This window comes from Pseudomonas sp. SM4 (genome assembly GCF_051913165.1).
Lineage (GTDB): Bacteria > Pseudomonadota > Gammaproteobacteria > Pseudomonadales > Pseudomonadaceae > Aquipseudomonas.
This window is the reverse complement of the sequence record NZ_JBODOE010000002.1, coordinates 305135-321016: the sequence shown is the minus strand read 5'-3', so window position 1 is coordinate 321016 and position 15882 is coordinate 305135. Positions and strand designations below refer to the sequence as shown.

The window sequence follows — 15882 nt, the reverse complement described above, 5'->3', positions numbered from 1 at the left end:
TGCCGGGCGGAAGGCGGCAGCCAGCCTTACAGGGCGATTGCCGAGGCGTTCTTACAGATTTTGAAATAATTTGTGGCTGGGGAAATGCCTGCGAGTGCCTGTACGCTTCAAGGCCTTTTTCCATTCAGGACTTGCATGAACACCCTCTCGGAGCCTCCCAGTTTTCCGTTTTCCCTGCGCCATGGCGCGGTCTTGACGCACTCGCAGCATCCAGTTTTCCGACTCCCGAACATCGTAGACAACGCAGCCTCAGAGCTTTCGCGTTGCACTTTGCCGTGTCCGGCAGCCTGAATTCACTGAAGAGAGATCGAGACATTTTATGGAATGGTTAGCGGATCCCACGGCCTGGCTGGGACTTTTGACACTGATCGTGCTGGAGTTGGTGCTGGGCATCGACAACCTGGTGTTCATCGCGATTCTGGCGGACAAACTGCCTCCGCATCAGCGTGACCGCGCGCGGATCATTGGCTTGTCGCTGGCACTGATCATGCGCCTGGGCCTGTTGGCGAGTATTTCCTGGCTGGTGACGCTCACTCAGCCGTTGTTCGAAGTGTTCGACAAGAGCTTTTCCGGCCGTGACCTGATCATGCTGTTTGGTGGCGTGTTCCTGTTGTTCAAGGCCACCATGGAATTGCATGAGCGTCTGGAGGGGCATGTCGGCGAGCGTTCGAGTAACACGGCGTATGCGCTGTTCTGGCCGATCGTGGCGCAGATTGTGGTACTCGACGCGGTGTTCTCGCTGGACGCGGTCATTACCGCTGTGGGCATGGTCGATGAACTGGCGGTGATGATGATCGCGGTGATCATTTCCATCGGCCTGATGATCGTCGCGAGCAAGCCATTGACGCGCTTCGTCAATGCGCACCCGACCGTGATCATGCTGTGTCTGGGCTTTTTGATGATGATCGGTTTCGCCTTGACGGCCGAAGGCCTGGGCTTCCACATCCCGAAAGGTTATCTGTACGCGGCGATTGGTTTCTCGATCCTGATCGAGGTGTTCAACCAGATCGCCAGGGCCCGACGCAAGCGCTCCATGCAGGGTTTGCGGCCGATGCGCGAGCGTACGGCGCATGCGGTGATGCGTTTGCTGGGCGGCCGCAAGCTGGCCGTGGAGGAGGTCGGCGAAGAGATTTCCGACCTGTTGGATAATGGCGACGCACCGATCGCGGAGCTGTTCGACCGACGCGAGCGGGTAATGATCAGTGGTGTACTGCAATTGGCCGAACGGCCGATTCGGGCACTGATGACCGTGCGCGCCGATGTCGACTGCATTGATCTGGCAGACGATGCCGAGCGCATTCGCACGAAGTTGATGCACTCGTCCTACTCACGTCTGCCGCTGATTCGTGATGGCGCGGTGGATGAGCCGTTGGGCTTCGTGCACAAAAAGGAGTTGCTCAAGGAATACCTGGCCGGCGAAGAGCCGAATCTGGAACACCTTGCACGCCAGACGATCAATCTGCTCGACAGTTATTCGATCCTCAACGCGCTGGAGCAAATGCGTGCGGCCTCGACCCACATTGCCTTCGTGGTCAATGAATTCGGTGACTTTGTCGGCGTTTTGACCATGACCGATATTCTCGAATCGATTGCCGGCGAGCTGCCTGATGCCAGCGAAATCGAAGGCCCGGATGTGATCGAGGAGCACGGCGGGTTCATGGTCAGCGGCGCGCTGAACCTGATGCGAGTTCGGCAGCGTACCGGGTTCGGCGCAGAGCCGACCGAGGATTACCAGACGTTGGCCGGGTTGGTGATGAGCTTGCTCGATCGATTGCCGATGGTTGGCGATCGGCTGGACTACGAGGAATGGCAAATGACCGTGGTCAAGGTCGAAGAGCGTCGCGTGACACGGGTATTGCTGACCCAAAACCAACCCTGAACCACTTACCCCTGTAGGAGCTGCCGCAGGCTGCGATCTTTTGATCCTGGCGTTTTCAAGAACAAGATCAAAAGATCGCAGCCTGCGGCAGCTCCTACAGGTGGAAAGTGATACAGAGGGTCACGCGATGTTGTCGGTTGTTTTCGCACCACTCGGCACATTTCGCCGGCCAGCAGTTCGGGGGAGGGTGCACAGAGTGCGCAGCGTACTGCGTAGCCAGGTCAGATCATGCGTAGGCTTTTGGTGCACGGTACGGGCTTTGGTCTTGCCGATGTGCCTGGCGAAATCCTCGCTTAATGTTTCTTCACTGGCGAAGCCTTTGAGTTTCTTCAGCAGTTTGCCGTCCTGATAGAACAGCACCGTCGGGGTTCCAGTGACAAGCGGGTGACGAGGTGTTTCGCGAGTGTTGAGCATATAGATGGCGGCCCGATGCCGAAAAGGTTCGGCTACCTGGCGAAAGACCGGACTTGCCCACTCACACGCAGGACAATCTTCATTCGCGAAGTAGAAAATCACCGGGCGCCAGGTTTTCAAGGCTTTGCGGTAGACCGGGGCCAGATCTGCACGTGAAGTCATCGTGTTCATCCGGGTAGCCTCAATAACCGTTGATGTCTGCAGACGTTACAAGTAAGGACTCAGGCAAATCTACTGTCAGATATGACAGGTGTGCAGATGCGTTTTTGAGTATTGAATCAATGGGCCGCTTCCGAGGCTGCATTGATAGGCAATGACGCCTGGACGTGTCTATTCGTAGACAGCAATTACACAATGCAAACAGATAACCTGATAAGACTTCACCTGGGAGCTGACCGTGGTCCCACGGTGTTGAAATTTATCCCTGTAGCGTGCGAAATTTTACCCCGCCCAATTCAAGCATCAGATTGATGCAGATGTGCCCAGATGTGTCACCGACATCAGAAAATGTAGCTAAATGTAGCGCTGGTATCTAGACGTTCACGTTAGGCATTTTTTCCACCTGCTTCCATCCCTCTGATTCACATCACATTTCATATTCTCCAGGACGTCCGCCCATTCCTGTGGCACACTTTCTGCTGTCTATTCCGTAGTAACAAACCGTGTTCCGGTATAGCGGAATAAACACAAATCCTGGAGTGCTTGCCATGCATCGCCGACCTTCCTTGTTCAAAGCGTGTGTTTTTGTTCTTGCGGCTTCTTCCACTGTCATGGGGCTCGCTCAGGCAGCCGACAGTAAGCTCGACAGCGTGCTGGCCCGTGGCAAATTGATCGTGGGCACCGGGAGCACCAATGCGCCATGGCATTTCCAGGGCGCGGATGGCAAGTTGCAGGGATTTGATATCGACATCGCGCGCATCGTCGCCAAAGGCCTGTTCAACGATCCGAGCAAGGTAGAGTTCGTGGTGCAGTCGTCCGATGCGCGGATTCCCAATCTGCTGACCGACAAGGTCGACATGAGCTGCCAGTTCATCACCGTCACTGCCAGCCGCGCGCAGCAAGTGGCGTTCACGCTGCCGTACTATCGCGAAGGCGTCGGTCTGTTGCTGCCAAACAACAGCAAGTACAAGGAAATCGAAGACCTGCAAGCCGCTGGCGACGGCGTCACCGTGGCCGTTCTGCAAAACGTCTACGCCGAAGAACTCGTGCATCAGGCTCTGCCGAAAGCCAAGGTTGACCAGTACGACAGTGTCGACCTGATGTATCAGGCGGTGAACTCCGGTCGCGCCGATGCCGCCGCCACCGACCAGTCCTCGGTCAAATACCTGATGGTGCAGAACCCTGGCCGTTATCGCAGCCCGACTTACGCCTGGAGCCCGCAAACCTATGCCTGCGCTGTCAAACGCGGCGATCAGGACTGGCTGAACTTCGTCAACACCGCCTTGCATGAAGCCATGACCGGGGTTGAATTCCCGACTTATGCGGCGTCGTTCAAGCAATGGTTCGGTGTTGATCTGCCATCGCCCGCGATCGGTTTCCCCGTCGAATTCAAATGATCCCGTGAGAGTGGGGCGATGCATGTCGCCCCGCTCAAGGTACTGCTGACCATGAACTATCAGTTGAACTTTGCCGCCGTGTGGCGCGATTTCGACACCTTGCTGGCGGGGCTCGGTCTGGGCCTTGAATTGGCCTTGGTGTCGATCGCGATCGGCTGCGTGATCGGCCTGCTGATGGCGTTTGCCTTGCTTTCAAAGCATCGCGCTCTGCGGGTGCTGGCCTCGGTGTACGTCACGGTGGTGCGTAACACGCCGATTCTGGTGTTGATTCTGTTGATCTACTTTGCACTGCCGAGCCTCGGGATTCGTCTGGACAAGATCCCGTCGTTCATCATCACCCTGTCCCTGTATGCCGGGGCCTATCTGACCGAAGTGTTCCGTGGCGGTTTGCTGAGCATTCCCAAGGGCCAGCGCGAAGCGGGGTTGGCGATCGGTCTGGGCGAGTGGCAGGTCAAGGCTTACGTCACCGTGCCGGTGATGCTGCGCAACGTCTTGCCGGCGCTGTCGAACAACTTCATTTCGCTGTTCAAGGACACCTCGCTCGCTGCTGCGATTGCAGTGCCGGAGCTGACTTATTACGCGCGCAAGATCAACGTCGAGAGTTACCGGGTGATCGAAACCTGGCTGGTGACCACGGCGTTGTATGTCGCGGCCTGTTACCTCATTGCCATGCTGCTGCGTTACCTCGAGCAGCGTCTGGCGATCCGCCGATAGGAGGCTGCGATGTACGAATCGCCCAGTTGGCTACATGAATTGTGGGTGGCGCGCGAGCCACTCTGGCAAGGCTTTTTGACCAGCGTGCAAGTATCGGCGCTGGCGATCCTGCTCGGCACGATGCTCGGTGTGGTCGCCGGTCTGGTGCTGACGTACGGCAAGTTCTGGATGCGCGCGCCGTTTCGCTTTTATGTCGACCTGATTCGCGGCACGCCGGTGTTTGTGCTGGTGCTGGCCTGCTTTTATATGGCGCCGGCACTCGGTTGGCAGATCAGTGCGTTTCAGGCCGGTGCGTTAGGGCTGACGCTGTTCTGCGGCTCGCACGTCGCCGAGATTGTTCGCGGTGCGCTGCAAGCGTTGCCGCGTGGACAGATGGAAGCGAGCCAGGCCATCGGCCTGACGTTCTACCAATCCCTCGGCTACGTGTTGTTGCCTCAGGCGTTGCGGCAGATCCTGCCGACCTGGGTCAATTCGTCCACCGAAATCGTCAAGGCCTCGACCTTGCTTTCGGTGATCGGCGTCGCCGAATTGCTGCTCAGCACGCAACAGGTTATCGCCCGGAACTTCATGACCATGGAGTTCTATCTGTTCGCCGGTTTTCTGTTCTTCGTCATCAACTACGGCATCGAATTACTCGGCCGGCACATTGAAAAGCGGGTGGCCTTGCCATGATTGAAACTCCAGTTTGCAACCTTCAGAACGGCCAGCCGCTGCTGGATATTCGTGGCCTGCACAAACAGTACGGCACGGTCGAAGTGCTCAAGGGTGTCGACCTGAGCATGCAGCGCGGCAACGTGGTGACGCTGATCGGCTCCAGCGGCTCGGGCAAGACCACGCTGCTGCGTTGCGTGAACATGCTTGAAGAATTCCAGGGCGGGCAGATCCTGCTTGACGGCGAATCCATCGGCTACGACGAAAGCAACGGCAAACGCGTGCGCCATGCGGAAAAGGTCATCGCCCGGCATCGCGCAATGACCGGCATGGCGTTTCAGCAATTCAATCTGTTCCCGCATCTCACCGCGTTACAGAACGTCACCTTGGGTCTGCTCAAAGTGAAGAAGATGCACAAGGACGAAGCCGTCGTGCTCGCGGAGAAATGGCTTGAGCGCGTGGGCCTGCTGGAGCGGCGCAATCACTTTCCCGGTCAGTTGTCCGGTGGTCAGCAGCAGCGTGTGGCGATCGCCCGGGCGATTGCGATGAACCCGAGTCTGATGCTGTTCGACGAAGTCACTTCGGCCCTCGACCCTGAACTGGTGGGCGAGGTGCTCAACGTGATCAAGGGCCTGGCCGAGGACGGCATGACCATGTTGCTGGTGACCCACGAGATGCGTTTTGCCTTCGAGGTCTCGGACAAGATCGTTTTCATGAATCAGGGGCGAATCGAAGAGCAGGGGCTTCCCAAGGATCTGTTCGAACGCCCGCAATCGCCGCGTCTGGCTGAGTTTCTCAAAAGCACGCGGTTCTGACTTTTCACTTTTGTAATCAGGAGAAATACCCATGACCATTACTCGTTACGGCACCGGCAGCACCGCCGCTGGCGGCCAGCCACGTCCATTCGCCCGCGCTGTCGAGGCGGATGGCTGGCTGCACGTTTCCGGGCAGGTGCCAGCGGTGGATGGCGAGATCATTGTCGGCGGCATCGTCGAGCAGACCCACCAGACCATGAAGAACCTGATCGCGATTCTCGAAGAGGCCGGTTATGGCCTGGAAGATGTCGTGCGCGCCGGTGTGTGGCTGGACGATCCGCGTGATTTCAGCAGTTTCAACAAGGTTTTCGGCGAGTACTTCAAACCCGAGCACGCCCCGGCGCGAGCCTGTGTGCAGGCGAGCATGATGGTTGATTGCAAGGTCGAGATCGACTGCATCGCCTACAAGAAAAAGCCCTGATCACTCGCGCGTTTGCGCGTAAACGGTTACCTGACTGACGATGACCCTTGTAGGAGCTGCCGAAGGCTGCGATCTTTTGGCATTTTTGGAAGCGCCAGAAAGGCAAGATCAAAAGATCGCAGCCTGCGGCAGCTCCTACAGGGAATATTGAGTGAGTAATGACATGACCGAAGACACCATCAAACGCCGGGCCCGCGGTCTGGACCGGGCGTTCGATATCCTCGACTTCCTCAAGGAGATCGGCCAGCCGCTGCGCCCGAACGATATTGCCAACGGCATCGGCAGCCCGAAATCCACGGTCTACGAATTGGTTGCCTCGTTGCTGGAGCGACGGATTCTCGAGCCGGTGGGCAAGGACGGTCATGTCTATCTCGGCCGGCAGCTGTATTTCCTCGGGCAGGCGCATCTACGTCATTTCGACCTCAGTCGCGAAGCCGATCACGCCTTGCAGGAGATCGTCAGCCAGACCCATGAAACCGCGCAGATGTGCCTGCTCAACGGGCGAAAATACACGGTGGCGCTGATGAAGGAGGGCGAGCGGCATTTTCGGATCTCCTCCGATATCGGCGAAAACGCGCCGATCCCGTGGACGGCTTCCGGTCGCTTGCTGCTTGCACACTTGAGCGACCAGCAGATCATCGACCTGATCGACGAAGACGACTACATCCTGCCCGACGGCGAGCGCTTGCCGCTGGAACTGTTTCTGGCGCAAATCCGCCAGGCCGGCCTCGATGGATTTTTCTCTTTCGACAGTGTCGCCGACACCTTTACCCATTGCTTCGCCGCCCCGGTCAAAGACCGTAATGGCGTGGCTATCTGCACCCTGTGCATCGTCGCCCCACGGGCCGATGCGAAGAACAATTACAACGACTATCGCCGGGTGCTGATCGAGAGTGCCAACAGCCTCGCCCGGCGTATCAACGAATAACCGCGACCGCCTGCGGCCGCGAATGTGAGGAGTTCGACCATGACGACTGCCATCAACACTGCCGGGGAAAAAGGCGACGCCAGCATCGGCGCGCACCTGGCGCGAGACGTCAGCCTGCCCGCGCTGGTGCTGCATCGCGAAGCGCTGGAGCACAACATCCGCTGGATGCAAAGTTTTGTCAGCGACAGCGGCGCCGAGCTGGCGCCCCACGGCAAAACCAGCATGACCCCGGCGCTGTTCAAGCGTCAGCTCGACGCCGGCGCGTGGGGCATCACCCTCGCCAGCGCCACGCAGACCCGCGCAGCCTATGCCCACGGTGTGCGCCGGGTGCTGATGGCCAACCAACTGGTCGGCACGCCGAATATGGCACTGATTGCCGATCTGCTGGCCGATCCGTCGTTCGATTTCTATTGCATGGTCGATCACCCGGACAACGTCGCCGATCTCGGGGCGTACTTCGCTTCGCGCGGGGTCAAGTTGAACGTGATGATTGAGTACGGTGTGGTCGGTGGTCGTTGCGGTTGCCGCAGCGAGCAGGAAGTCATTGAACTGGCCAAGGCCATCAACGCCCAACCGGCGCTGGCCCTGACCGGCATCGAAGGTTACGAAGGGGTGATCCACGGCGATCACGCGGTCAGTGGCATTCGTGAATTCGCCGCCTCGCTGGTGCGCCTCGCCGTGCAGTTGCAGGACAGCGGCGCGTTTGCGATTGCCAAGCCGATCATCACCGCGTCGGGCTCAGCGTGGTACGACCTGATTGCCGAATCGTTCGAAGCGCAGAATGCTGGCGGACGCTTCCTCAGCGTCTTGCGTCCGGGCAGTTATGTTGCGCACGACCACGGGATCTATAAAGAAGCGCAGTGCTGCGTGCTCGATCGCCGCAGTGACCTGCAAGAGGGTTTGCGCCCGGCGCTGGAAGTCTGGGCACATGTCCAGTCGATGCCGGAGCCGGGGTTTGCGGTGATTGCTTTGGGCAAGCGTGATGTCGCGTTTGATGCCGGTTTGCCGGTGCCGTTGTTGCGTTACAAAGCCGACGTGGTGCCGGCGACGGGCGACGACGTCAGTGCCTGCAAAGTGACGGCGGTGATGGATCAGCACGCGTTCATGACGGTGGCACCGGGTGTGGCGTTGCGCGTTGGCGACATCATCTCCTTTGGGACGTCACATCCGTGCCTGACGTTCGACAAGTGGCGCGTCGGTTTGCTGGTGGATGATCAACTGACCGTGGTCGAGCGCATGGAAACCTGTTTCTAAGGCTTGAGACCGCGTCGCACCCAATCGCTGGCAAGCCAGCTCCCACAGGGGCCGGGGGTTGATTGCTAATCCTTGTGGGAGCTGGCTTGCCAGCGATGGGGCCGTAACAGACACACGTGAATCCACAGAGACACCACAAGATGAACACCCTAAGCCCCTTGGGCCCCAACACCCCGCGCATCGCCCTGATCGGCGAATGCATGATCGAACTTCAGCAACGCGCCGACGGCAGCCTGCAGCAAAGTTTCGGCGGCGACACGCTGAACACGGCGGTGTATCTGTCCCGAGCCTTGGGCGACAAGGCGCAAGTCGACTACGTCACCGCGCTGGGCGATGACAGCTTCAGCGATGCCATGTGCCGGATCTGGACGGACGAAGGCATCGGCCTGACCCTGGTGCAACGCCTGCCCGGTCGCTTGCCGGGCTTGTATTGCATCCAGACCGACGCCAATGGCGAGCGGCGCTTCCTCTACTGGCGCAACGAAGCGGCGGTGCGCGACTGCTTTACCATGCCTGCCGCCGAGCCGATCCTCGCCGCGCTGCCGGATTACGACGTGCTGTATTTCAGCGGCATCACCCTGGCGGTGCTCGGTGTGCAGGGCCGCGAGAAACTCATCCAGACCTTGATCGAAGCGCGTCAGCGCGATGCGCGGATCGTCTTCGACAACAACTACCGTCCACGTTTGTGGGCATCGGTGGAGGAAGCACGGGCCGCGTATCGCAGTGTCTTGCCCTACGTAGACCTGGCTTTGCTGACGGTGGATGACGAACAGGCACTGTTTGGTTTTGCGGATTGCGAAGAGGTGTTTGCGACCTACGCGCAAATCGGTACGCCGGAAGTGGTGCTCAAGCGCGGCGCCGAGGCGTGTCTGATTTGCTGTGATGGCGAGGCGTCTGAAGTGCCGGCGCAGAAGGTTGCGAAGGTTATCGACACCACGGCGGCGGGGGATTCGTTCAGTGCGGCGTATCTGGCAGCGCGCTTGATGGGCAGCAGTCCGGTAGAGGCTGCGCAGGCCGGACACCAATTGGCGAGTCAGGTGATTCAAGTCCCTGGCGCCCTGATCCCCAGATAAGCAAAGCAATAACCCCTGTAGGAGCTGCCGAAGGCTGCGATCTTTTGATCCTGTTGTTCAAAATCAGGATCAAAAGATCGCAGCCTGCGGCAGCTCCTACATGGATTTGTCAGTCGCGGTAGAAGACTTGGACCAGGTGATACCCAAACTTGCTCTTGATCGGCCCATGCACCGTGCGCAGCGGTTTTTTGAAGATCACCGCATCGATCGCGCCGACCATCTGCCCCGGTCGAACTTCCCCCAGATCGCCGCCACGCTTGCCGGACGGGCAGGTGGAGAATTTTTTCGCCAGTACATCAAACGCTTCACCCTTGGCGATGCGTTGTTTGAGCTGTTCGGCCTCTTCGGCGGTTTTCACCAGAATGTGGCGGGCTTGGGCTTTCATCGTGCGGTACCTGATAACGGGGTGACGGCGGGGCGCGGAATTATGCCTCAAGTCACGGGGTTTGGCTGATCATCGTGCGGATCTTGCTGGCCAGCAGCTCAATGGCAAAGGGTTTGGCGACCATGTCCATGCCGTCTTCAAGAAAACCCTGACGTTCGGCGGCTTTCTGCGCATAGCCGGTCATGAACAGCACTTTCAGCCCCGGCCGATGCTGGCGGGCAATCTCCGCCAGTTGCCGACCGTTCATGCCCGGCAAACCGACGTCGGTCACTAGCAGATCCACCCGCAGATTCGATTCCAGCCAGGGCAGGGCGGTTTTTGCATCCTCGGCTTCGTACGCTTGATAACCCAGCTCCTTGAGCAGATCGAGCACGAGCATGCGCACCGCCGGGTCGTCTTCGACCACAACCACGGTTTCACCGGTGGCGGCGGCCGTTGGCTGCTGGATCGGGTCGGCGGCCGGGCGTTCCGGCTCCAGCCCTTGCAACCGTGGCAAATACAGGCGCACGCAGGTGCCTTGCCCCGGCAGACTGTCGAGGCTGACATGCCCGCCGGACTGCTGGGCAAATCCATAAATCATCGACAGGCCCAAACCGGTGCCCTGGCCAATCGGCTTGGTGGTGAAGAAGGGGTCGAAGGCCTTGGAGCGCACGGAAGGCGTCATGCCGGTGCCGTTGTCACTGACCGCGAGCATCAGGTAATCGCCGGCCTTGACCGGTTCCAGTGTGGTGATATCACTGCCATCAAGGTAGACGTTGGCCGTTTCGATCAGCAACTCGCCACCGTCGGGCATGGCATCGCGGGCATTGATCACCAGATTGAGCAGGGCATTTTCCAGTTGACTGACGTCGGTGCTGACCGGCCATACCGGCTCGGCCAGGCGCAGTTCAAGTTCGATCGGGTCGCCCTTGGTGCGACGGATCAGATCCTCCAGCGAATGAATCAGCTCATTGACGTTGAGGGTTTTGCGATCCAGCGACTGGCGCCGCGAAAACGCCAGCAACCGATGGGTCAGTGCGGCGGCGCGATTGGCCGAGGACACCGCCGCTTCGGTAAAACGACCGATCTCATCGGCGCGGCCATTGGCGATATAGCGTTGCATCAGGTCCAGACTGCCGATGATCCCGGTCAACATGTTATTGAAGTCATGGGCAATGCCACCGGTGAGCTGGCCGACGGCTTCCATCTTCTGCGCATGGCGCAGCGCGTCTTCGGCTCGCTCGCGCTCGAACATCTCGTTCTGCAGGCGTTGATTGGCCTGAGCCAGTTGTTCGGTCCGCGCGCTGACACGCTCTTCCAGCGTTTCGTTGAGATTGCGCAGCGCTTCTTCAGTCTTTTTGCGTTCGGTTTCGTCGATGACGAAGATATAGAAACCGTTCACCGCGCCATCGGCGCCGTGACGCGGCAAATAATTCATCAAGGCATGGCGGTTGCTGCCATCGCGGTGCGGTGTGTAGAGGCTGAATGAGCAGGAGCGACCCGCCAGTGCCTCGGCAATGTAGGGCGCGCGCAGGAAGTAGGCTTCTTCGCCAATGACCTCGCGGATGGTGCGCCCATACAGCTCCTGCGGCGTCAGCCCGTACCAATCCAGGTAAGCGGCGTTGTTCAGGCGAAAACGTTCCTCGTGGTCGACGTAGCTGATCAGGATCGGCATGGCGTTGATGATCAACTGTAATTCGGTCTGACTCTGGCGCAGCGCCTGTTCCGTGTGTTTGCGCTCGGTCAGGTCCAGCGCGGCACCGAGGAAACGCATCGGCCGGCCATGATGATCCTTGTAGCAGCGGCCACGCGCGAACACCCAGCGCAACTCGCCATCGGCCTGCAGCAGGCGATATTCCTCGGCGTATTCGGTGCCATGCGTGATGCAATGCTTGATGCTGCGCGCAACCATCGCGCGGTCTTCGGGGTGCACGCCTTGCAGGTAGTCGCTGATCGGCAACTGGCGCGCCTGCGCAGGATCGACTCCGTGCAACTGGGCGAAATGCGTATCGGCGATAAAACGGTCTTCGGCAATGTCCCAATCCCACGTGCCCACCGCATCGGTGGCGGCGAGGGCCAGTTGCAGGCGTTCTTCGCTTTCGCGTTGAGCCTTGAGGCTTTCTTCGGAACGTTGTTGCAGCTCCAGGGCGATGCGCCTGCGCTCGTTCGTCTCGATGGCCGTGACCAGAATCCCGGCGACTTGCGCGGTTTCGTCGCGGATCGGGCTGTAAGTCAGGTCCAGCCAGAAGTCCGACTCTTTGCCCTCACGCTGCAAAGTGAAGCGGCGTTCGGTGTAGGTGCGCACCTGACCTTGTAGGACGGCGCTGTAAATCGGGTCGGTAAAGTCTCGAAGTTCTGGCCATATCAGGTGCGCCGGTTGTCCGAAAGCGTGCGGATGCTTGTGGCCGGCCAGCATGGCGAAGCCGTTGTTGTAGATCTGCGTGAGTTGCGGCCCCCACAGCAACAGCATCGGCATCGGCGAGTGCAGCACGATGTCCACCGCGGTGCGCAGGCTTTGCGGCCACGCACTGGCACTGCCCAGCGGGCTGCGGCTCCAGTCGGTACGGGCGATCAGCGCCAGCGCATCGTCGTTGGTGGGTACAGCGTTCATCACATCAGTCCTGAGCATCGTTCGTTGAGGCGGCGTCTACAATCCTTCAGGACGGTAGACGCTCAATGTACCGCTGCGTCACCGCCGCGGGCCACGTCTGAATTTTTGCAAGCTTCGCGGGTGCTTTTTGCCATGGAAATCGATGCACTGTTAACACGCCTGGCCAGCCAGCACGGCTCGGACCTGTTCCTGTCGACCGGGGCGCCACCCAGTGCACGTTTTCAAGGGGTGCTGACGCCGTTGAGCGAACAGTCGTTCAAGCCTGGCGAGGTGGCGGCCATCGCCAGTTCCCTGATGGACGCCGAACAGCGGCAGGAGTTCGACCGCGATCTGGAAATGAACCTGGCGATCTCGCGCGCCGGCATCGGCCGCTTTCGCGTCAACATTTTCAAGCAGCGCAATGATGTGTCGATTGTCATCCGCAACGTCAAGCTGGATATTCCGCGTTTCGAAGACCTCAAGTTGCCGCCGGTATTGCTCGACTCGGTCATGCTCAAGCAGGGCCTGATTCTGTTTGTCGGCGCCACCGACTCCGGCAAGTCGACGTCGCTGGCGGCGCTGATCGATCATCGCAACCGCCACAGCAGCGGGCACATCGTTACCATCGAAGACCCGATCGAGTACATCCATCGCCATCGGCGGTCGATCATCAACCAGCGCGAAGTCGGTGTCGATACGCGCAGTTTCCATGCCGCGCTGAAAAACACCTTGCGCCAGGCGCCTGACGTTGTGCTGATCGGCGAAATCCGCGACCGCGAAACCATGGAGCATGCCCTGGCCTTTGCCGAAACCGGCCATCTGGTGCTGTCGACCCTGCACGCGAACAATGCCAATCAGGCGCTCGACCGAATCATCAATCTGTTTGCCGAAGAGCGCCGGCCGCAGTTGCTGCATGCCTTGGGCAATAACCTCAAAGCCTTTGTTTCGCAGCGCTTGGTGCGCACGCTGGACGGGCAACGACGCGCGGCAGTCGAAGTGATGCTGGGCACGCCGACCATTGGCGACCTGATCCGGCGCAATGAATTGGGCGAGCTCAAAGGCATCATGGAAAAATCCGCCGAACTGGGCATGCAGACTTTCGACGCGGCGCTGCACGCCTTGGTGGTGGAAGGCGTCATCAGCGAAGACGAAGCGCTCAAACATGCCGACTCGGTGAACAACCTGCGTCTGCGCCTGAAGTTGCAGGCCGATGCCACGCCAGCGCCACCCACTTCGGGTGAGTGGGGGCTGATGGATTGAGCGGCTTCAGTCGTTGAGTTCAGCGCGGTTGCGAAACTGCTCCAGTGCTTCGGGGTTGGCCAGTGCATCGGTGTTTTTGACCCTCTCGCCGTGCACCACGTTACGGACGGCCAGCTCAACCACCTTGCCGCTGATGGTGCGTGGGATGTCGGTCACCGTGACGATTTTTGCCGGCACATGCCGTGGCGTGGTGTTGGCGCGGATCACCTGGCGAATCTGTTTTTGCAGGGTTTCATCCAGTTCGATGCCGTCTGCAAGGCGCACGAACAACACCACGCGCACATCGTCTTGCCATTGTTGACCGATGGCCACGCTGTCCAGCACCTGCGGGACTTTATCCACCTGGCGATAGATTTCCGCCGTGCCGATGCGCACGCCGCCGGGATTGAGCACGGCGTCCGAACGGCCGTGGATCATCATGCCGCCATTGGGCAGTTGTTCGGCGTAGTCGCCCTGCGCCCAGACGCCGGGAAACAGGCTGAAATAGGATTGCCGCAACCGGCTGCCGTCGGCGTCGTTCCAGAGCCCGATGGGCATCGCCGGGAAATGCCGGGTACAGACCAGTTCGCCTTTTTCGGCGATCACCGGCTGGCCAGCGTCGTTCCACACTTCAACCGCCATGCCCAGACTCTTGCCCATGATTTCACCGCGACGGACCGGCGAGAGTGGGTTGCCGTTAACGAAGCACGAGACGATATCGGTGCCGCCGGACATCGAGGCCAGACAAACGTCAGGCTTGAGATCGCGATAAACGAAATCGTAGCTTTGCGGCGACAGCGCTGAACCGGTACACAGCAGGGTTTTCAGGCTGCTCAGATCATGGCTGTCACGGGGTTTGACGTGGTTGGCTTCAAGGGTGGCGAGAAATTTCGGGCTGGTACCGAACACGCTGATGCGCTCGTCATCGATCAAGTCCAGCAACCGCGCGTTGTCCGGGTAAAACGGCGAGCCGTCGTACAGCACCACCGCGCTGCCGACCGCGAGCGCCGAGACCAGCCAGTTCCACATCATCCAGCCGCAAGTCGTGTAGTAAAACAAACGATCGCCGGGGCCAAGGTCGCAATGCAGGCCGTGTTCCTTGGCATGCTGCAGCAGCACGCCGCCGGTGCTGTGAATGATGCATTTGGGCACGCCGGTGGTACCGCTGGAATACAGCACATACAGCGGATGATTAAACGGCACTGGAACAAAGTGCGGTTCGCCAGCGGGCTCGTAGAAGTCATCCCACAGGTGCACTTCGGCGTGCGTTCGGTAGTCGCCGATGCGCGCTTGCGCACGCGAGTAGGGCACGATGATCAGCTGTTGCAGTGAAGGCAGTTGCTCAAGGATTTCGTTGAGCTTCGTCGTTTGGTCGATGTCTTTGCCGGCATAGCGATAACCGGCGCAGGTGATCAGCACTTTCGGCTCGATCTGGCCGAAGCGATCAATCACCCCGTGGGTGCCGAAATCCGGGGAAGAGCACGACCAGATCGCGCCAAGGCTGGTAGTCGCCAACATCGCCACCAGGGTCTGCCAGGTATTGGGCATGCACGCGGCGACCCGGTCGCCGAGGCCAACGCCCGCCGCCTGCAGACTGACCTGGAACCCGGCGACGTGCTCAGCCAGTTCGGCCCACGTCAGTTGCTCACGCTGGCCATTTTCGCCGACAGCAATCACCGCGAGGGCATCGTCGCGACGGCGCAGCAGGTGTTCGGCGAAGTTCAGTGTTGCGCCCGGAAACCATTCGGCGCCGGGCATTGTTTCGCCCTCACGCAATACAGCGTCGGGCTGGGTGTGGAAGCGAATGTCGAAAAAATCGACGATGTCCTGCCAGAATTCCGAGCGTTGCTCGATGCTCCATTGGTGCAGCGCAGGGTAGTCGTCGAGTTTCAGCGAATGGCGCTGATTGACCGCGCGCCGGAACATGTCCATGCGCGAGTGGGCGATACGGTTGGCATCGGGTTGCCAGAGGATGTCGGACATT

The 15882-nt window shown here is 59.6% G+C and carries 14 protein-coding genes; 10 read left to right on the top strand and 4 right to left on the bottom strand.

Annotated features, from left to right (window positions below; translation table 11 throughout):
* Window positions 1-319 precede the first annotated feature (319 nt).
* Entirely contained in the window at window positions 320-1879 is a 1560-nt protein-coding gene (locus ACQ4MY_RS04455; protein WP_008077858.1) for a TerC family protein, read from the top strand.
* Between the two features lie 120 nt (window positions 1880-1999).
* On the opposite strand, the gene ACQ4MY_RS04450 is transcribed toward ACQ4MY_RS04455, so the two are convergent.
* Window positions 2000-2464, bottom strand: a complete 465-nt coding sequence (locus tag ACQ4MY_RS04450) for a thioredoxin family protein (RefSeq protein WP_440093971.1) — start codon at window positions 2462-2464, stop codon at window positions 2000-2002.
* 536 nt (window positions 2465-3000) lie between these two features.
* Between ACQ4MY_RS04450 and ACQ4MY_RS04445 the strand changes: the two genes are divergently transcribed.
* From ACQ4MY_RS04445 to ACQ4MY_RS04410, 8 genes are all read left to right on the top strand, one after another.
* Window positions 3001-3849 (top strand): transporter substrate-binding domain-containing protein, encoded by an 849-nt coding sequence (locus tag ACQ4MY_RS04445; protein ID WP_008078012.1) that lies wholly within the window; start codon window positions 3001-3003, stop codon window positions 3847-3849.
* A 51-nt stretch (window positions 3850-3900) separates the two neighbouring features.
* Window positions 3901-4563, top strand: a complete 663-nt coding sequence (locus tag ACQ4MY_RS04440) for an amino acid ABC transporter permease (RefSeq protein WP_003225455.1) — start codon at window positions 3901-3903, stop codon at window positions 4561-4563.
* Between the two features lie 9 nt (window positions 4564-4572).
* Window positions 4573-5235: an amino acid ABC transporter permease gene (locus ACQ4MY_RS04435; protein WP_440093969.1), complete on the top strand. Its 663-nt coding sequence runs from the start codon at window positions 4573-4575 to the stop codon at window positions 5233-5235.
* On the top strand, window positions 5232-6029 hold the full coding sequence (locus ACQ4MY_RS04430; RefSeq protein WP_440093967.1) for an amino acid ABC transporter ATP-binding protein: 798 nt from the start codon (window positions 5232-5234) through the stop codon (window positions 6027-6029). The genes ACQ4MY_RS04435 and ACQ4MY_RS04430 overlap by 4 nt, the downstream gene beginning before the upstream one ends.
* A 31-nt stretch (window positions 6030-6060) precedes the next feature.
* Entirely contained in the window at window positions 6061-6450 is a 390-nt protein-coding gene (locus ACQ4MY_RS04425) for a RidA family protein (RefSeq protein WP_440093966.1), read from the top strand.
* 163 nt (window positions 6451-6613) lie between these two features.
* Window positions 6614-7378, top strand: a complete 765-nt coding sequence (locus tag ACQ4MY_RS04420; protein ID WP_008080131.1) for an IclR family transcriptional regulator — start codon at window positions 6614-6616, stop codon at window positions 7376-7378.
* Window positions 7379-7417: 39 nt separating this feature from the next.
* A complete protein-coding gene (locus ACQ4MY_RS04415; RefSeq protein ID WP_440093964.1) occupies window positions 7418-8632 on the top strand; it encodes an amino acid deaminase in 1215 nt (404 codons plus the stop codon).
* Window positions 8633-8772: 140 nt separating this feature from the next.
* Window positions 8773-9705, top strand: coding sequence for a sugar kinase (locus ACQ4MY_RS04410; RefSeq protein ID WP_440093962.1), 933 nt, complete (start codon window positions 8773-8775; stop codon window positions 9703-9705).
* Between the two features lie 109 nt (window positions 9706-9814).
* Here ACQ4MY_RS04410 and ACQ4MY_RS04405 read toward each other — a convergent pair whose 3' ends face one another.
* Window positions 9815-10090, bottom strand: a complete 276-nt coding sequence (locus ACQ4MY_RS04405; protein WP_007912322.1) for a peptidylprolyl isomerase — start codon at window positions 10088-10090, stop codon at window positions 9815-9817.
* Window positions 10091-10142: 52 nt separating this feature from the next.
* Window positions 10143-12680: a PAS domain S-box protein gene (locus ACQ4MY_RS04400; RefSeq protein ID WP_440093960.1), complete on the bottom strand. Its 2538-nt coding sequence runs from the start codon at window positions 12678-12680 to the stop codon at window positions 10143-10145.
* Window positions 12681-12812: 132 nt separating this feature from the next.
* Here ACQ4MY_RS04400 and ACQ4MY_RS04395 point away from each other — a divergent pair, with 132 nt between their 5' ends.
* On the top strand, window positions 12813-13919 hold the full coding sequence (locus ACQ4MY_RS04395; protein WP_440093958.1) for a PilT/PilU family type 4a pilus ATPase: 1107 nt from the start codon (window positions 12813-12815) through the stop codon (window positions 13917-13919).
* A 6-nt stretch (window positions 13920-13925) separates the two neighbouring features.
* Here ACQ4MY_RS04395 and ACQ4MY_RS04390 read toward each other — a convergent pair whose 3' ends face one another.
* Window positions 13926-15881 (bottom strand): acetoacetate--CoA ligase, encoded by a 1956-nt coding sequence (locus ACQ4MY_RS04390; protein ID WP_440093956.1) that lies wholly within the window; start codon window positions 15879-15881, stop codon window positions 13926-13928.
* Between the last annotated feature and the right edge of the window lies 1 nt (window position 15882).